Raw genomic sequence first — 15,993 nt, 5'->3', positions numbered from 1 at the left:
ATGCCTATTCCGGTTGTCAAGTGTCCCATGGGTCCGCAAGCTCTTTGTCGGGGCTTTGCCCGGCCTGTGGACAACCTCGGGGGACGTTGTTCCGTCTGGGAGAATGTCTTACGCCAGCCTTCGAGAACCCCAAGGAATCAAGGACGTGCCGATCGTGGCTCAGAGCAGCACCGAGACCGACTGGGTCTCCCGTTTCGCGGACGAGGTCATCGCCGAATCGGAGCGACGTGCGCCTGGGAAACCGGTCGTCGTCGCCTCCGGCCTGTCGCCGTCGGGCCCGATCCACCTGGGCAACCTCCGCGAGGTCATGACCCCGCACCTGGTCGCCGACGAGATCCGGCGGCGGGGGCACGAGGTGCGCCACCTGATCTCCTGGGACGACTACGACCGGTACCGCAAGGTGCCGGTGGGCATCCCCGGTGTGGACGGCTCGTGGGAGGAGCACATCGGCAAGCCGCTGACCTCGGTCCCCGCCCCGGACGGCTCCCCGTACCCGAACTGGGCGGAGCACTTCAAGGCCGGGATGATCGAGTCGCTGGCCGAGCTGGGCGTCGAGTACGACGGCATCAGCCAGACCGAGCAGTACACGTCCGGGGTCTACCGCGAGCAGATCCTGCACGCGATGCGGCACCGGGGGACGATCGACGCGATCCTCGACCGGTACCGGACGAAGGACAAGGCGACCGGCAAGCCGAAGAAGCAGCAGCAGAAGCCGGTCGACGAGGCCGAGCTGGTGGCCGAGGAGGGCTCCGGCGCGGCGAGCGAGGACGACGGCTCCGGCGGCGCCGGGGGCTACTTCCCGTACAAGCCGTACTGCGGGCAGTGCGGCAAGGACCTGACCACCGTCACCTCCTACGACGACGAGTCGACGGAGCTTGCCTACAGCTGCGCCTGCGGCTTCTCCGAGACGGTGAAGCTGAGCGAGTTCAACCGGGGCAAGCTGGTCTGGAAGGTCGACTGGCCGATGCGCTGGGCGTACGAAGGGGTCATCTTCGAGCCGAGCGGTGTCGACCATTCGTCGCCCGGGTCGTCGTTCGTCGTGGGCGGGCAGATCGTGCGCGAGGTCTTCGACGGCGTCCAGCCGATCGGGCCCATGTACGCGTTCGTGGGCATCTCGGGCATGGCGAAGATGTCGTCCTCCAAGGGCGGTGTGCCGACCCCGGCCGACGCGCTGCAGATCATGGAGGCGCCGCTGCTGCGCTGGCTCTACGCCCGCCGCAAGCCCAACCAGGCCTTCAAGATCGCCTTCGACCAGGAGATCCAGCGGCTGTACGACGAGTGGGACAAGCTCGAGGCCAAGGTCGCCGACGGCAGCGTGCTGCCGGCCGACGCCGCCGCCCACTCCCGCGCGGTGCGCACGGCGGCCGGTGAGCTGCCGCGTACGCCGCGCCCGCTGCCGTACCGCACGCTCGCCTCGGTCGTGGACATCACCGCCGGGCACGACGAGCAGACGCTGCGCATCCTCAGCGAGCTCGACCCGGCCGACCCGCTGACCTCGCTCGACGAGGCGCGGCCGCGGCTGGACCGCGCCGAGAACTGGATCTCCACCCAGGTTCCGGCGGAGCAGCGCACCATCGTCCGCTCCGAGCCGGACACCGAGCTGCTCGGTTCGCTGGACGAGGAGGGGCGCGAGTCGCTGCGGCTGCTGCTGGAGGGCCTGGACAGCCACTGGTCGCTGGACGGGCTGACCACGCTCGTCTACGGCGTGCCGAAGGTGATGGCCGGGCTCGACCCGGAGGCCAAGCCGACGCCGGAGCTGAAGGTCGCCCAGCGCACCTTCTTCGCCCTGCTGTACCGGCTGCTCGTCAGCCGGGACACCGGGCCGCGGCTGCCCACGCTGCTGCTGGCGGTGGGCGCGGACCGGGTGCGCAAGCTGCTCGGCGCGTAATCCGCGCCGCTTGCCGGCCGGAGGGCTCTCACCCGGGGGTGAGGGCCCTCCCGGCGTTTCTGCATCCTTCGGATGACCCGGGTCTCCGTCCGGCGCAGGACGATCGCGGGCGCGGGGCGCGAGAGCGTGGAGCCATGAGGGAGATCGTGGCAGTCATCGGGTGGGTCACCGGCATACAGGGCGCGCTGGGCGTCGCCGGACGGACCTTCGGGGACGGGCCCTGGGGCCTGCTCCACAAGTGGTGGGAGATCCCGACGGCCGGGTACGCCGTGATCGCGGTGCTCGGCGCGGTCCTCGCCGTGTACGGGGAGACGGCGAAGGTCCGCGGCAGGCGCTGAGCCCCGTGGCGGGCGGTTACGCGATGTGCTCGGCGGCGAGCTCCGCCTGGTAGCGGTTCTTGAACTCGGGCAGCAGGCGGCGCAGCAGGACCGCGCTGAGCGGGTGGCGGATGCCGTAGCCGTCGGCGAGGTGGATGTCGATGACGTCCACGCTCGGCCAGTCGTTGTTCTCGTCGACGTACTGCTTGAACACCGGGTACGCGAGGCGGCTGAACTCCTCGGCGTCCGGGTCGGCGAGCTCGGCGGTCTCGGCCGGCCCGGAGGTCTCGGCGGGCGTCGGCTCGTCGCCGCCGTCGGGGCCCGGCGGGACGCGGACCGGGGTGGGCTCCAGGCCCTCGACGTAGGTGGGGGCGTAGGCGCGCTCGTAGGCGTCCTGGGGCAGCTGGGGGGCGGCGAACCAGGGGCTGACGTGGTTGCCGGGGAGCTGGGACTCGGGGTGCGGCTCGGGGTCGGGCTCGGGCCGGTTTCCGGGCTGGGGCTGGGGCTCCGGCTGGGGCTGCGGGTGGGCGTGGGCTACGGGCTGGTCCCGGTCGTCGGGCGTCCCGTGCTGGTGGGCCTCGCCCTGGGGCAGCTCCAGCTCGGGCACCGCCTTCTCCAGCCGCACCGGGTTCGGCGGCAGCAGCACCGGCTCGATGCCCGCCGCCGCAAGGCCCGCCGGGGCCGTCTCGGCGAGCGGCACCCCGTACTTCGCCAGCCGCAGCGGCATCAGCGCCTCCACCGGGGCCTTGCGGCGCCACGCGCGGCCGAAGCGGGCCTGGAGGCGCGCCTGGTAGATCAGCCGGTCCTGTTCGAGCTTGATGACCTGCTCGTACGAGCGCAGCTCCCACAGCTTCATCCGGCGCCAGAGCCGGAAGGTGGGTACGGGCGAGAGCAGCCACCGGGTGAGGCGTACGCCCTCCATGTGCTTGTCGGCCGTGATGTCGGCGATCCGGCCGATGGCGTGCCGCGCGGCCTCCACCGCGACCACGAACAGGACCGGGATCACCGCGTGCATGCCCACGCCGAGCGGGTCGGGCCAGGACGCCGCGCCGTTGAACGCGATCGTCGCGGCGGTCAGCAGCCAGGCCGTCTGGCGCAGCAGCGGGAAGGGGATGCGCAGCCAGGTCAGCAGCAGGTCGAGGGCCAGCAGCACACAGATGCCGGCGTCGATGCCGATGGGGAAGACGATCGAGAAGTCGCCGAAGCCCTTCTTCTCGGCGAGCTCGCGCACCGCCGCGTACGAGCCGGCGAAACCGATTCCGGCAATGATCACCGCACCGGTGATGACGACGCCGATGAGTATGCGGTGCGTGCGTGTCAGCTGCATCGCGGCCACCCGCGATCCCCTCCCGTTGACGAGTCTGGCGGGCAAAGCCTGGCACACGTGTGCGGAGCCCGGTCCTCGGGGGAGGTCCGGGCTCCGCATGTATGTGCCAGGTGGTTGCCGCCTGTTGCTACTTGTTGGCCGCCGCGACCGCGGCCACCGCCTCCTTGGAGGCCTTGACCGCGTCCTCCATCAGGTCCGAGGGGGTCGGGGTCTTGGCACCGGCGTAGCCCGCGCCGTTGTAGGAGACGGTGATGAGCACGTTCTCCGTACGGGTCACGATCGCCGCGTACTTGAAGTCCTCGTCGGTCTTCTTCAAGCCGTAGCTGAGGGCCGTCGCCTCATTGCCGACGCCCGCCGCGGGGGAGGTCTTGACGCTGGTGGCGCCCTCGGTCGCCTTCACCTTGGCGACCTCCTTGGTGTAGTTCTCCTGCGCGCGCTGCTCGGCGCTGCCGAGCGAGGGGTCGGAGTCGTACCGGAGGAGGGAGATGTCGAGCCAGCGGTACTGCGAGCCCTTGACGCCGTTGTCGTCCAGGCCGTTCCAGGCGCAGCTGCCGCGGCTGGCGGTGTCGCTGGACTTGCCTGGCGTGCCCTTCTCGTTCTTCACCTCCGGCACCAGGTCCTCGATGGTCTTCCCGGTGATCGCCTTGCAGGCTTCGGGCAGCTGGGTGTACTTCGCGGGCGCGACGGTCGGCTTGGGCTTCACGGCGGCCTGCGGCGAGGAGGCGGTGGACGGCGACTGCGCGGCCGCGTCGCTCTTGCTGTCGGAGTCCGACGAGCAGCCGGCGACGACGAGCATCACCGGTACGGCTGCGCAGGCGAGTATGCGGGTGAGTCGCGGGGCTGATCGGTGCATGGTTCCTTCAGTCGCTTGTCGTACGGTCCGGCGGTCCGGACACGGTAGCCCGAGTCGGTACGTCCGCGGGGGCGTCCCGGCGGTGTCCCGGGCCCGGCCCGGGGGCGTCCCGGGACGGCCCCGGGGTGGCTACTCCTCGAACCGCTCGGCGAGGTTACGGGCCAGACCCTGGGCCTTTTCCTGCAGTTCCTTGCTGTCCGGCACCTCGGTGACGCGGGCGGGCTGCTCGCCGTACCGGATGGTCACGATGACGTTCGATGTGCGGAACACCACGCTCACGGTGCGGTGCTGGGCGGTCGAACCGGCGCGGGTGAGGACGTCGTCGAGGAACGCCGCGTCGGCGAGGTCGGCCAGCACGCGCGGTTCCAGGCCCTCGGGGGTGCCGGCGCTCCCGGTGGGGGTGGTGGTGGCGGAGGGGGTGGTCGCCTTCGCGGTGGGATTCGCGGTGGGGCCGGTGGCGGGCGGCGCCTGCTGGGCCGTGCCGGCGGCGGGGGCGGGGCCCTGGGAGGGCAGGCCGGCGGCGGTTTCCTTCTCCGCGTAGACCTGCTGGGCGCGGTCGTCGTCACTGACGGTGGGGTCGTAGGACACGACACGCTCGAAGTCGAGGGTCAGCTGGTGGGAGGCGTCCGGGCCGTCGGTCTTCCAGCTGCAGCCGGCGCGGCGGTCGGTGTCGTACGTGGCGGAGGGGGTGCCGCGGTAGACCCGCTCGCGCTGTTCCTCGGGCAGCTGGGCGGCGCCGGGGAGGAGGTCCTTGAGCGTGGAGCGCTGGACGGAGCCGCAGGGCTCCAGGAGCGTGCGGTACTTGCCCGGCTGGACGGCGGTGTCCGCGGGGCCGCCCGCCTTGGAGTCGGTGGTGGCGCCGTCGGGTCCGGAGCCGGCGCTGCACCCGGCGAGGCCGGTGACGCCGACGGTGAGCGCCGCGAGGAGTGCGGCCACACCGGGTACGTACGCCCTTCGCTGCACGGTCCCGGGCTCCTTTCGCTCTGGTGCCGGTCGGTACGGCCGGCGCGGCCGGTGCGGCGAAAACGGGTTGCCGCTCGTCGCCGGTCGATGGACACAATGTGTATCGCACGCGCCGCCGTCGATGCCGGTCCGCCGTCTCTTTCGCGGACCTTGGAGCCGGTTTTTGCGCTTTCAGGCTTTTCAGGGGGATTGGGAACTATGTCGTATGTAGAGGTGCCGGGGGCGAGGTCCCGATCCGGATGTGGACCGATCCTTCGACGGTGGAGCGGTCTGCCCGGCGGCGGTCGGGGTGGACATCGGCTGCGACATGTCGGCGGTGAAGACGCGGCGAACGACCTGCCCGGCGACCTGTCGCGGCTGCGCTCGAAGATCGAGCAGGCCATTCCGGTCGGGCGCGGCATGCACGACGAGACGTGTCCTGCTGTTTGCACGGCTTCAAGAGGGTGATGCGGGGCGTTGCAGCAACCGCCAGCGTCGGATCTGGCACGAGCGGTAGGACCGAGCAAGTTGGCTGGCTGCTTCGCTGAGGTTTGGCGCTTCGAGTAGAACGCGGTCCTCCATGGGAGTCCACGTCCGGCGTGAGCGGGCCGAACCCATGTGTTCCGGCCGAATCCACGTGGCGACCTCGTCGGCGGCGGCCCGCTTTCGAACGAGGGCAAGCCCCTCTGGAGGGTAGAGGTGCTGCGCTACGGCGACGGCTGCCTCGCGGGCGTACATCACGTTGTAGACGTTGTCCCTTGCGTTCCGCCCTGCCAGGCGCTGGATACCAAGGGCGCGCTTCACGTAATGGCACAGATAGGCGGCAATGGCTGTGCTGCTTGTTGTGAGGCTCACGAACGGGAGGCCGTCGGCTGTGAAACCGACGGAGCCGTCGGCGTCGATGATGCCGCGCAGGTAGTCCGCTCGAGAGAAGGATACGCGGGGAGGAGTGATGCGCCGTGATTTCGGGCCACTGGGGAGTCCGAGCTCAATGAGTGTCTCGCGCGCTTCGAACGACCACAGCCTCCACGTCGCACTGCGATGGGACTCCGAGAAGTTGGTGGCCCGAGTGCGCTCGCTGATCGAGCTGTTGTATGGGGTCAACTGCTGGAATTCGGTGAGGATGTGGGCGTCGCGATAGTTGATCTCCACCGAGAGCTGGCCCTTGCGGCCCGGTCCGCTCGTGAGATGACCGTCCGCCTGCAAGAAGCCGAACATGTAGGCGTAGTTGGGGTCTGTGAGGTTCATGAACGTCATGAACGAATACTCGAAGACGGCAGTGGGTTGCGGTGCTGGAACGGTGTTGTGTCACTCGAACTGGTGAGCTCGTGGCTTGGTGGTCGTCACGTCTCGCGGTGGACCTTGGTGTTGGAGGCCTGGGCGCGGGGGCGCACCACCAGCAGGTCGATGTTGACGTGGGCGGGGCGGGCGACCGCCCAGCTGATGGTGTCGGCGACGTCATCGGCGCTGAGGGGGTCGGGGACGCCCGCGTAGACCTTGGCCGCCTTCTCGGTGTCGCCGCGGAAGCGGGTCGTGGCGAACTCGTCGGTCTTGACCAGGCCGGGGGCGATCTCGATCACGCGGACCGGGGTGCCGAGGATTTCCAGGCGGAGGGTCTCGGCCAGGACGCGGGCGCCGTTCTTGGCGGCGACGTAGCCGGCGCCGCCCTCGTAGGTGGCGTGGGCGGCGGTGGAGGAGACGACGACCACCGTGCCGGCGCCGCTCGCGGTGAGGGCGGGCAGCAGGGCCTGGGTCATGTGGAGCGTGCCGATCACGTTGACCTCGTACATCCGGCGCCAGTCGGCGGGGTCGCCGGTGGCGACGGGGTCCGCGCCGAGGGCGCCGCCCGCGTTGTTGACCAGCACGTCGCAACGCTCCAGGCCGGCCGCGAAGGCGTCGACGGCCGGGCGGTCGGTGACGTCGAGGGCGTACGCCGTGGCCCGGTGGCCGGCGGCGGTGAGCTCGGCGGCGAGGGCCTCGATACGGTCCTTGCGGCGGGCGGTGAGCACGACATGGTGGCCCGCCTCGGCGAGCCGGCGTGCCGTGGCGGCGCCGATACCGCTGCTCGCTCCGGTGACGACGGCGACGGGGGCGGCGGGGGTGGCGGGGGAGCCGGCGGGGGTGGCGGCGGTCATGGCGGTACTCCTCGCGCGGGTGATCGAACGGCCGGTACGCGGCCAGCATAGGCGGCCACGAAGATCCCTCCGGAGCGGCGGGGGAGACGCATAGCGACCGGTCATATCGGTATGTTCCGGACATGGTTGCGATGTGCAGGGCTCTGCTGGTGGTGTCCGTCGCCGTGGCGACGGTGGTGGGTGTGGGTGGGGCTGCCGGGGCGGTCGGTGACGGGATGGCCGGACCCGAGGCGGATGTGGCGCACCACGGCCATGTGACGCTCTGGGACGGGCGGCTCGATGTCGTCCTGCTGAGTGAGAACCACGGGCCGTCGGGGCTCGACGACACGACCGTGCGGCTGGCCTTCTCGGTCCCGCTCGCCGCCGGCCACGCCCTGCCGGCCGGCTGCGTGTGGGGCGGCGAGCGGGAGGTGCTGTGCTCCACCGGGCCGTTGCGGGCGGACGGCACGCGGCACGAGACGGCGCTCAGCCTGCGGACGGCCGGCGCGCCGCAGGAGCTGACGGCGCGGGTGGCCACCGTGTGGAACGGCGGCGCGGCGGATCGGAACCCGGCCGACAACGACCACCGGGTGCTGGTGCTGGCCACGGGGGACCCGTACGTCTTCTGACGTCGGCGGTGCCGGGGGAACCAGCTGATTACCGGCAGGTCTGCGGAGCAGCGTTCCGCGCGGGCGGCGGCGTGTGGTGGGGGTCAGGCCTCGGCCGCCCAGGCGATGTAGCCGTCGGGGCGGACCAGGACGGTGTCCTGGCGGGCGCTGTTCGCCCAGCTCGCCCGTATGACCCGCCCGGGCAGGGGGACTCCGGGCGCTTGGGGGGCGGCGCCTTGCGGGGCGACGAGGACGAACTGGCCCTTGCGGAGCAGTTCGTACAGCCGCCCCTCGGTGAGCGCCAGGTCCGGGGCGCGCCGGCCCGCCAGGGGGTGGGCGCCGCGCTCGGCGCGGTAGGCGATGCCGATGCCGCTGATCATGCCCATCGCCTTGGTGGCCGCGGGACGGACCGCGTTCAGGAAGGCGGCGCCGAGAGCGCGGGCCGTGCGCTCGAAGGGGTTGCGGGCCATGGCGAGGCGGACCAGGGCGCCGCTGCTGCGCAGCACCATCGTGCCGACGGGGTGCCGCTCGGCGTGGTAGCTGTCGAGCAGGGCCTCGGGGTCGGGGGCTTCACCGCGCAGGACGGAGGCGAGCTTCCAGGAGAGGTTAGCGGCGTCCTGGAGGCCGGTGTTCATACCCTGGCCGCCGGCCGGGGAGTGGACGTGCGCCGCGTCCCCGGCGAGGAAGACGCGGCCCGTCCGGTAGGCGGGGACCTGGCGCTCGTCGCTGTGGAAGCGGGAGATCCAGCGGGCGTCGTGCATGCCGTAGTCCGAGCCGAGGGCGAGCCGGGCGATCTCCCGCACCTCGTCGAGGCCGACCGGCTCGCTGTCGGGGACCTGGCGGTGGCGGTTCCAGCCCATGACCCGGTACCAGCCGTCGCCGAAGGGCGCGATGAAGGCGAACGTCTCCCCGGTGCCGTTGACCGTGAGCAGCTCGCCGGGTTCCTCGGCGAGGCGGACGTCGGCGAGCACGATGGAGCGGATGACCGCGCCGCCGGGGAACGGCAGGCCCAGCTCGCGGCGCACGGCGCTGCGGTGGCCATCGGTGCCGACGAGGTAGCGGGCCCGCAGTGTGCCCGGCGTCCCGTCCGCGCCGGTGACCTCGGCGGTCACCGTGCCGTCGTCCTGGTGCAGGGCGCGCAGCTCCGTTCCGTACCTGAAGTCGACGCCCGCGGCGACGGCGCGCCGCTCCAGCAGGCGCTCGACCTCGTACTGCGGGGTGATGAGCAGGAAGGGGAAGCGGGAGTGGAGGCGGGACAGGTCGAGCGACAGCTTGCGGAAGAACCGCAGCCGGGTGACGGGGGTGCCCTTGTGGACCAGCTCGTCCGCCAGGTCCCGGGCGTCGAGCAGTTCCAGGGTGCGGGCGTGGACGCCGAACGCGCGCGTCATGTTGCTGATCTCGTGCGGTCGGCGCTCGACGACCGTGACGTTCACGCCCGCGGCGGCGAGGTCGCCGGCGAGCAGCAGTCCGGTGGGCCCCGCGCCCACCACGATGACGTCGAACTCCGTGCCGGCCGTGCCGTTCATGGCTGCCTCCTGGGTGCCAACGGTGGATGGGTCAACATCTGTTGGTCAACGCTTGTTGGCAACGGTAGACCCGTCGGCTCTGGCGTGTCAACGGTTGTTGGCCTACAGTTGTTGGCATGACGACCCCCCGCCGCTCCGACACCACCCGCGCCGCCATCCTCGAGGCGGCCCGGGAGCGGTTCGCCGCCGATGGCTACGAGCGCGCCACCATCCGCGCCATCGCGCGCGACGCGGGGATCGACCCGTCGATGGTGATGCGGTACTACGGCAACAAGGAGGGGCTCTTCGCCGCCGCCTCCGAGATCGACCTGCGCCTCCCCCCGCTCGGAGCGCAGCCCGCACAGCACATCGGCGCCGTCCTCGTCGCGCACTTCCTCGACCGCTGGGAGCAAGACGACGTGCTGACCGGCGTGCTGCGGGTCGGCGTCACCAACGCCGCGGGCGCCGAGCGCATGCGCGCGGTCTTCAAGGCGCAGCTGGGCCCGATAGCGGCCGGCGTCTGCCCCGACCCGGCCGACGCCCCACGCCGCGCCGCCCTCGCCGCCTCGCAGATACTCGGCATGGCGCTGGCCCGGTACGTGCTGCGGCTGCCGCCCGCCGTCGACATGTCGCGCGAGGAGGTGATCGCCTGGCTCAGCCCCACGATCCAGCGGTATCTGACCGCCGACCGGCCTTGACCGGCATTGACCGGCATTGACCGGCGGGCGGCCGGACAGGGCCTCTAGGCGGCCGCGTCGCCGAATTCGCGCAGCGCGTCCTCGACGATGGCCTCCAGGCGGGAGTGGTGCGCGCCGCGCCAGTACACCCGGCCGCACTCGGTGCACCTCGCGAAGACGTCGTACGTGCGCTGCGTGCCCTGCTCCAACTGGTCGCGCACCGCGTCCTTGTCGGCGTCCGCCAGCGGGCCGTTGCAGGCCGTGCACCGCGTCCACGGCGCCAGTGGCGGGGCGAACCGTTCCAGCACGTCCCGCAGTTGGTCGTCCGGCCGGTCGCTGTAGACGTACGCCCCGGCCCACAGCTCGCGGCGCCGCAGCAGCCCCCGGTCGCGCGAGAGCATCACGCGCCGTTCCTTCGCCGACCACGTGGCCAGCGCCGCGTCGCCGATGTCCTCGCTCTCGTACGCCGCGTCGACGCCGAGCAGCCGCAACCGCCGCGCCAGCGTCCCGAGGTGAACGTCCAGCAGGAACCTGAGCGGCGCGCCCGGCACCGGCTGCGGGCGCTCGATGCCGAGCACCTGGACGTGCTCGCCCGCGGCCGGGATGTGCGCGGGCGTGACCGGGCGGCCGTCGACCAGCAGCAGGCCCGCCTCCGTGAGGGGCACGCCGAGCGACTCGACGACGTGGCCGAGCGTGGACGCCCCGTCGGTGACCACGACGGAACGCCCGGCGCGGCGCGGGGCGGCGACGAAGAGGCCAAGGCCGGGCGCGAAGCTGATGTGGATCTCCGGTCCGTTCACGTCGCCAGCATGCCACCGGGCCCGCCGGGCCAGCCAGATCATTTCGCCGGAGCGGGGGCGCCTGCGGGAGGGGCCGCCGGTGGGCAGGGCCGCCCGTGGGTCGGGCCGCCTGCGGGCGGGGGCGCCTGCGGGCGGGGGCGCCCGGGGTACGTCTACGGCACGACCCTGAAGTGCGTCGTCACCCGCCCGTCCCCTTCCACCACATGGAACGCCACCCCGGGCGGGGCCACCCGGTCCGTCAGGCCCTCGCCGCTCTCCCACGGCAGGCGCAGCGTCGACACGACACCCGGCGCCACCAGGAGCGGGCGTCCCGCGAACGTCGTGGCCGCCGGTGTGTGCGCGTGGCCGGTGAGGACGGCCGGGACGGTGGGCCGCCCCTCCAGCACCTCGGCGAGCCGGTCCGCGTTCGTCAGGGTCATGGAGTCGACGTACGGGTGGTGGAGCAGCGCGGGCGGGTGGTGGAACGCCGGGATCGCCGGGGTGTCGCCCAGCTCGTCGAGCGCGCGCGCCAGCCAGTCGAGCGTTTCGTCGTCGAGGAGGCCCGCGTCCTCGCCCGGGATCGTCGAGTCGCAGAGCAGCAGCGCGTGCCCGGCCACGTGGTGCAGCCGGTTGACCGGCCCGGTGGTCTCCGGCTCGCCCAGCAGCACCTTGCGGTACGCGGCGCGGTCGTCGTGGTTGCCGGGGCAGGTGAACACGGGCGCGTCCAGGGCGTCCAGCAGCCGCGCCGCCTCCGCGTACTCCCCGGGGGTGCCGTGCTCCGCGATGTCACCCGCGACCAGCACCGCGTCCGGCCGCCGGGTGAGCCCGTTCAGGTACGCGACGACGCGGGCCGTCCGCTCCGTCACGCGCTCGGTGCCGTCGAGATGCAGGTCGCTGATGTGAGCCAGCAGCAAGGGAGCCCCCTCCGTCGGCCGGCACCCAGGCGCCGGGCAGCGCTGGCGCGCCGAACAGCGCCTAATGGTTGCCTGAGCCTAAGCCGTTAGCGCGAGCCTGGACCGGCCGCTTCCAGGTCCAGCCGCCAGTCGTTGCTCCGCAGCAGGTGCCCCGGCGGGTACTCGAAGTCCCGCTCACCGAGCAGCTCGAACCCCGCCTTCCGGCACACCGCGTTCGACGGGCCGTTGTCCACGGCCGGGAACGCGTGCAGATACCGGTGCTTGCGCGCCGCCCGGGCCCGCTCCGCCACGGCCACCGTCGCCGCCGTCGCGACGCCCCGCCCCTGGAAGCCGCCCAGAACCGTCCACCCGGTCTCGTACACCCGCGTCCCGTCCCAGGTCTGCTCCCAGAAGCCGATCACGCCCACCGGGACGCCCTCCGGCTCCAGCACGATCCGGAACATTCGCCCGGCCCCCGTGCGGTCCGCGCTCAGGTCCACGTACCGCTGGTGCCGCTTGACCAGCTGCTCCGCCGTCTCCGGCCCGCCCAGGTGGGCCATCAACGCGGGCGCGTTGACCGCCCGCAGCAGGTCGAAGTCCCGCTCCGACCACGCCTCGAGCCGTACCGGCGACACTCCGCTGCCCATGTGCTCAGGGCCACACCAGGCAGTACGGCTGATGCCCCGCCTCGTGCAGCCGCACCGAGAAGTCCTGCCACTCGTGCAGCAGCTGGTACACGTTGAACGCGTCCCGCGGCCCGCCACGGTCGGGGACCGTCGACCAGATGAACGCCGCCGCGCCCACCGATTCCTCGCCGATGCCGCGCAGCGGGTCGACCACCGTCATCGGCAGCTTCACCACCGCGTAGTCGGGGTGCAGCACCACCAGCTCCAGCGGCGGCACCTTGTGCAGGGGCATGCCCTGGATGCCGGTGAGCACCATCGCGGCTATGGTCTCCGGTTTGATCTTGGTGAACATGCCGCCCATACCGAGTTCGTCGCCGCCCAATTCCTCGGGCCGCATCGAGATCGGTACGCGGGCGGCGGTCGCACCATTGGGCGCGCCGAAGTACTTGTACGTCACCCCCATGCCCCGGCCACCCCCGCTTCCGCCGCCCATCGGCCCCAAGGAGGCTCTGTCCTGCGAGGCTTTGTCCTGCTCGCGCCGGTGCTTCCCCCGCCGGGCAGGCTCGGGTCCCAGGTCGTCGGTCCCCTCGCCCAGTCCGCCACCGCGATGCATATCTCCACCCGACTGCTTTTTAGGTAACACAGCCCCCGCCGCGCAACCCGATCATCGTGACAGTGACCTCCCCCGCGGACGTGCGGTGAAACACCTGTCCGCAAGAACGTCCGGGCCTCTGACACCATGGATTCCGTGAGCATTCCCTATGACGCCCCAGTTTCGCAGACCCGGAGGTCCGGCGCCTCGTCGTAAACAACGTCGCGGGCAGGCAGGCCGTTCAAGGAAGGCCCACTCCTTCGCGCCGGCCGCCATGCCCGAGCATTGCTGCCGTCAACTCGTTCTCGCAGGTCAGGACCAACGTGCCGTATTCATACGAAGCCCCAGTCTCACAGACGCTTTTCGACCGCGCGTCCCTCGTGACGCCCGGCGGCGTGAACTCTCCCGTACGGGCCTTCCGGGCCGTGGGCGGTACGCCCCGGTTCATGGTGTCCGGTACGGGTCCGTACCTCACGGACGCGGACGGGCGTGAGTACGTCGATCTCGTCTGCTCGTGGGGGCCGATGATCCTCGGCCACGCGCACCCCGAGGTGATCGCCGCCGTCCAGGAGGCCGTCTCCCGTGGCACCTCCTTCGGTACGCCCGGGGAGGGCGAGGTCGCGCTCGCCGAGGAGATCGTGGCCCGGATCGAGCCCGTCGAGCAGGTACGTCTGGTGTCGTCCGGCACCGAGGCGACGATGTCCGCGATCCGCCTCGCCCGCGGCTTCACCGGCCGCGCGAAGGTGATCAAGTTCGCCGGCTGCTACCACGGGCACGTGGACGCGCTGCTGGCCGCCGCCGGCTCCGGCGTCGCCACCTTCGGGTTGCCCGACACGCCCGGCGTCACCGGCGCCCAGGCGGGCGACACGATCGTCCTGCCGTACAACGACCTCGACGCCGTACGCCAGGCGTTCGCCGCGCACCCCGGCGAGATCGCCTGTGTGATCACCGAGGCGTCGCCCGGCAACATGGGTGTGGTCCCGCCCCGCGACGGCTTCAACGCCGGTCTGAAGGAGATCTGCGCCACGAACGGCGCCCTGTACATCTCCGACGAGGTCATGACCGGCTTCCGTACGTCGAAGGCCGGCTGGTACGGCGTCGACGGCGTCGCGCCCGACCTGATGACCTTCGGCAAGGTCATGGGCGGTGGCTTCCCGGCCGCCGCGTTCGGCGGCCGCGCCGACGTGATGGCCCACCTGGCCCCGGCCGGCCCCGTCTACCAGGCGGGCACCCTGTCCGGGAACCCGGTCGCCACCGCCGCCGGCCTGGCGCAGCTGCGGCTGCTCGACGACGCGGCGTACGAGAAGGTGGACGCCGTCTCGCGCGAGATCCAGGGCCTGGTGACCCAGGCGCTGGCCAAGGAGGGCGTGGCGCACCGCCTCCAGACGGCGAGCAACATGTTCTCGGTCTTCTTCACCGACGCCGAGGTCGTGAACTACGACGACGCGAAGAAGCAGGAGGCGTTCCGCTTCACCGCGTTCTTCCACTCGATGCTGGCGCAGGGGGTCTACCTGCCGCCGTCCGCGTACGAGTCGTGGTTCGTTTCCACGGCGCACGACGAGCGCGCGATCGAGCGCATCGCCGCCGCGCTGCCGGCCGCCGCCCGCGCCGCCGCGGAGGCCACGGCATGAGCACCTCCGGCAACGACGAGATCACCGTCGTCCACCTGATGCGCCACGGTGAGGTGCACAACCCGGACGGGATCCTGTACGGGCGCCGGGCGGGCTACCACCTGTCCGAGCTCGGCCGGCAGATGGCCGACCGGGTCGCCGAGCACCTGGCGGGCCGGGACGTCAGCTACGTCGTTTCCTCACCGCTGGAGCGCGCTCAGGAGACCGCCCAGCCGATCGCCAAGTCGCACGGTCTGGACCTCGCCACCGACGAGCGGCTGATCGAGGCGGGCAACGTCTTCGAGGGCAAGACGTTCGGCGTGGGCGACGGCGCGCTGCGCCGGCCGGCCAACTGGCGGCACCTGACCAACCCGTTCCGGCCGTCCTGGGGCGAGCCGTACATCGACCAGGTCGTCCGGATGATGGGCGCCCTGAACGCGGCGCGGGACGCGGCACGCGGCCATGAGGCGGTGTGCGTCAGCCACCAGCTGCCGATCTGGATCGTCCGGAGCTTCGTCGAGCGGCGGCGGCTGTGGCACGACCCGCGCCGCCGGCAGTGCACGCTCGCGTCCCTCACCACGTTCACCTACCAGGGCGACAAGATCGTCTCGGTCGGTTACAGCGAGCCCGCCCGCGACCTCGTCCCGCCGCACCTGCTGGCCGGTGCCAAGCCGGCGAAGGGCAAGTCCAAGGCCTTCGGCGCCTGACCCACGCCCCCACCGGGCGCCGCCGCCCCCACGTGGGCCGGCCGGCGCCCGGGGCGGGCCTGGCGCCGGCACCGCCACGCCACGGCGCTCGCCCCCCCCGCGCGGCCACCCCCAACCTTCGGTCCCGGCCGCGGCGAGCGGGCCCCGTCCCGCCCCGGGCTTGCCCGTGCCCGCGCCGGGCCTCGGGCCCCGCAGTGCACGGGCCAGCGGTGCCCGGCTGTGGCGCGCGGCCCACCCCCGGCCTTCGGCCGCGCTCGCGGCGACCGGACCCCGTCCCCCTAGGCTTGCCCCGCGCTCGCGTCGGCAGCCTCGCGTCGGCAGCCTCGGGCCCGCAGCCCGCAGCCCGCAGCCCGCAGCCGCGCCCGCAGCGCCCGGGCCCGCAGCCCGCCCCGAGCCTGCAGCGCCACGCCACGGCGCTCGCCCCCGCCCGCGCGGCCACCCCCAACCTTCGGTCCCGGTCGCGGCGAGCGGACCCCGTCCCGCCCCGGGCTTGCCGCGCCCGCGTCGGCCTCGGGCTCGCAGCCCCCGCCCGCCCGCATCGCCCGCGCCCGCAGC

Annotated in this window: 16 protein-coding genes and 2 pseudogenes; 7 read left to right on the top strand and 11 right to left on the bottom strand. The window is 72.4% G+C overall.

Annotation, left to right across the window (positions count from 1 at the left end):
• Positions 1-145 precede the first annotated feature (145 nt).
• Together lysS and BKD26_RS37230 are read left to right on the top strand one after the other, a co-directional pair.
• Positions 146-1,888, top strand: a complete 1,743-nt coding sequence (gene lysS, locus BKD26_RS37235) for a lysine--tRNA ligase (RefSeq protein ID WP_084907450.1) — start codon at positions 146-148, stop codon at positions 1,886-1,888.
• 134 nt (positions 1,889-2,022) lie between these two features.
• The gene (locus BKD26_RS37230; RefSeq protein ID WP_084907448.1) at positions 2,023-2,226 is read left to right on the top strand and encodes a hypothetical protein; all 204 of its coding nucleotides are present in this window, start codon (positions 2,023-2,025) and stop codon (positions 2,224-2,226) included.
• Positions 2,227-2,242: 16 nt separating this feature from the next.
• Here BKD26_RS37230 and BKD26_RS37225 read toward each other — a convergent pair whose 3' ends face one another.
• The 3 genes from BKD26_RS37225 to BKD26_RS37215 all read right to left on the bottom strand — a co-directional run bounded on the left by BKD26_RS37225 (position 2,243) and on the right by BKD26_RS37215 (position 5,348).
• Positions 2,243-3,532: a DUF2637 domain-containing protein gene (locus BKD26_RS37225; protein ID WP_084907495.1), complete on the bottom strand. Its 1,290-nt coding sequence runs from the start codon at positions 3,530-3,532 to the stop codon at positions 2,243-2,245.
• Positions 3,533-3,659: 127 nt separating this feature from the next.
• On the bottom strand, positions 3,660-4,385 hold the full coding sequence (locus BKD26_RS37220) for a DUF3558 domain-containing protein (RefSeq protein ID WP_084907446.1): 726 nt from the start codon (positions 4,383-4,385) through the stop codon (positions 3,660-3,662).
• Positions 4,386-4,514: 129 nt separating this feature from the next.
• The gene (locus BKD26_RS37215; protein WP_084907444.1) at positions 4,515-5,348 is read right to left on the bottom strand and encodes a hypothetical protein; all 834 of its coding nucleotides are present in this window, start codon (positions 5,346-5,348) and stop codon (positions 4,515-4,517) included.
• A 198-nt stretch (positions 5,349-5,546) separates the two neighbouring features.
• Here BKD26_RS37215 and BKD26_RS37210 point away from each other — a divergent pair.
• Positions 5,547-5,756 (top strand): annotated as a pseudogene (locus BKD26_RS37210) (RtcB family protein); the annotation flags it as partial.
• 27 nt (positions 5,757-5,783) lie between these two features.
• Here BKD26_RS37210 and BKD26_RS37205 read toward each other — a convergent pair.
• Positions 5,784-6,584, bottom strand: coding sequence for an LAGLIDADG family homing endonuclease (locus tag BKD26_RS37205; RefSeq protein ID WP_084907443.1), 801 nt, complete (start codon positions 6,582-6,584; stop codon positions 5,784-5,786).
• Between the two features lie 86 nt (positions 6,585-6,670).
• On the bottom strand, positions 6,671-7,462 hold the full coding sequence (locus BKD26_RS37200; protein WP_084907441.1) for an SDR family NAD(P)-dependent oxidoreductase: 792 nt from the start codon (positions 7,460-7,462) through the stop codon (positions 6,671-6,673).
• A 122-nt stretch (positions 7,463-7,584) separates the two neighbouring features.
• Here BKD26_RS37200 and BKD26_RS37195 point away from each other — a divergent pair, with 122 nt between their 5' ends.
• The gene (locus BKD26_RS37195) at positions 7,585-8,070 is read left to right on the top strand and encodes a hypothetical protein (RefSeq protein WP_084907439.1); all 486 of its coding nucleotides are present in this window, start codon (positions 7,585-7,587) and stop codon (positions 8,068-8,070) included.
• A gap of 83 nt (positions 8,071-8,153) precedes the next feature.
• Here the strand turns inward: BKD26_RS37195 and BKD26_RS37190 are convergent, their stop codons facing one another.
• Positions 8,154-9,575: an FAD-dependent monooxygenase gene (locus tag BKD26_RS37190; RefSeq protein ID WP_084907437.1), complete on the bottom strand. Its 1,422-nt coding sequence runs from the start codon at positions 9,573-9,575 to the stop codon at positions 8,154-8,156.
• Between the two features lie 116 nt (positions 9,576-9,691).
• Here BKD26_RS37190 and BKD26_RS37185 point away from each other — a divergent pair, with 116 nt between their 5' ends.
• Positions 9,692-10,252 carry a TetR family transcriptional regulator gene (locus tag BKD26_RS37185; protein WP_084907435.1) on the top strand — a complete coding sequence of 187 codons (561 nt, stop codon included), beginning with the start codon at positions 9,692-9,694 and terminating at the stop codon, positions 10,250-10,252.
• 44 nt (positions 10,253-10,296) lie between these two features.
• Here the strand turns inward: BKD26_RS37185 and BKD26_RS37180 are convergent, their stop codons facing one another.
• From BKD26_RS37180 to BKD26_RS37165, 4 genes are all read right to left on the bottom strand, one after another.
• Entirely contained in the window at positions 10,297-11,031 is a 735-nt protein-coding gene (locus BKD26_RS37180; RefSeq protein ID WP_084907493.1) for a Mut7-C RNAse domain-containing protein, read from the bottom strand.
• A 152-nt stretch (positions 11,032-11,183) separates the two neighbouring features.
• Positions 11,184-11,924, bottom strand: a complete 741-nt coding sequence (locus BKD26_RS37175) for a phosphodiesterase (RefSeq protein WP_084907433.1) — start codon at positions 11,922-11,924, stop codon at positions 11,184-11,186.
• An 86-nt stretch (positions 11,925-12,010) separates the two neighbouring features.
• Complete coding sequence (locus BKD26_RS37170) at positions 12,011-12,550, bottom strand: GNAT family protein (RefSeq protein ID WP_084907431.1); 540 nt, start codon at positions 12,548-12,550, stop codon at positions 12,011-12,013.
• Between the two features lie 4 nt (positions 12,551-12,554).
• Positions 12,555-13,142 (bottom strand): hypothetical protein, encoded by a 588-nt coding sequence (locus tag BKD26_RS37165; RefSeq protein WP_073753226.1) that lies wholly within the window; start codon positions 13,140-13,142, stop codon positions 12,555-12,557.
• Between the two features lie 302 nt (positions 13,143-13,444).
• On the opposite strand from BKD26_RS37165, the gene hemL reads away from it, so the two are divergent.
• Together hemL and BKD26_RS37155 are read left to right on the top strand one after the other, a co-directional pair.
• Positions 13,445-14,752, top strand: a complete 1,308-nt coding sequence (gene hemL / locus BKD26_RS37160; RefSeq protein WP_084907428.1) for a glutamate-1-semialdehyde 2,1-aminomutase — start codon at positions 13,445-13,447, stop codon at positions 14,750-14,752.
• Positions 14,749-15,438 (top strand): histidine phosphatase family protein, encoded by a 690-nt coding sequence (locus BKD26_RS37155; RefSeq protein ID WP_084907426.1) that lies wholly within the window; start codon positions 14,749-14,751, stop codon positions 15,436-15,438. Before hemL ends, BKD26_RS37155 begins: the two co-directional genes overlap by 4 nt.
• Positions 15,439-15,716: 278 nt before the next feature.
• Here the strand turns inward: BKD26_RS37155 and BKD26_RS40965 are convergent.
• Positions 15,717-15,993, bottom strand: a pseudogene (locus BKD26_RS40965) (hypothetical protein); the annotation flags it as partial.

This window comes from Streptomyces sp. CB03238, assembly GCF_002099185.1.
Classification (GTDB): domain Bacteria; phylum Actinomycetota; class Actinomycetes; order Streptomycetales; family Streptomycetaceae; genus Streptomyces.
Note: the sequence above shows the minus strand (reverse complement) of the source record. Positions and strands in the feature narration are given on the sequence as shown.

What these genes read in the sequence shown, in the direction of transcription:
- BKD26_RS37170 (WP_084907431.1), bottom strand. Translation starts at nt 12,550, where the DNA reads ATGGGCAGCGGAGTGTCGCCGGTACGGCTCGAGGCGTGGTCGGAGCGG.
- BKD26_RS37230 (WP_084907448.1), top strand. Translation starts at nt 2,023, where the DNA reads ATGAGGGAGATCGTGGCAGTCATCGGGTGGGTCACCGGCATACAGGGC.
- BKD26_RS37205 (WP_084907443.1), bottom strand. Translation starts at nt 6,584, where the DNA reads ATGACGTTCATGAACCTCACAGACCCCAACTACGCCTACATGTTCGGC.
- BKD26_RS37165 (WP_073753226.1), bottom strand. Translation starts at nt 13,142, where the DNA reads ATGCATCGCGGTGGCGGACTGGGCGAGGGGACCGACGACCTGGGACCC.
- BKD26_RS37155 (WP_084907426.1), top strand. Translation starts at nt 14,749, where the DNA reads ATGAGCACCTCCGGCAACGACGAGATCACCGTCGTCCACCTGATGCGC.
- BKD26_RS37225 (WP_084907495.1), bottom strand. Translation starts at nt 3,532, where the DNA reads ATGCAGCTGACACGCACGCACCGCATACTCATCGGCGTCGTCATCACC.
- BKD26_RS37195 (WP_084907439.1), top strand. Translation starts at nt 7,585, where the DNA reads ATGGTTGCGATGTGCAGGGCTCTGCTGGTGGTGTCCGTCGCCGTGGCG.
- BKD26_RS37200 (WP_084907441.1), bottom strand. Translation starts at nt 7,462, where the DNA reads ATGACCGCCGCCACCCCCGCCGGCTCCCCCGCCACCCCCGCCGCCCCC.
- BKD26_RS37185 (WP_084907435.1), top strand. Translation starts at nt 9,692, where the DNA reads ATGACGACCCCCCGCCGCTCCGACACCACCCGCGCCGCCATCCTCGAG.
- BKD26_RS37190 (WP_084907437.1), bottom strand. Translation starts at nt 9,575, where the DNA reads ATGAACGGCACGGCCGGCACGGAGTTCGACGTCATCGTGGTGGGCGCG.
- BKD26_RS37220 (WP_084907446.1), bottom strand. Translation starts at nt 4,385, where the DNA reads ATGCACCGATCAGCCCCGCGACTCACCCGCATACTCGCCTGCGCAGCC.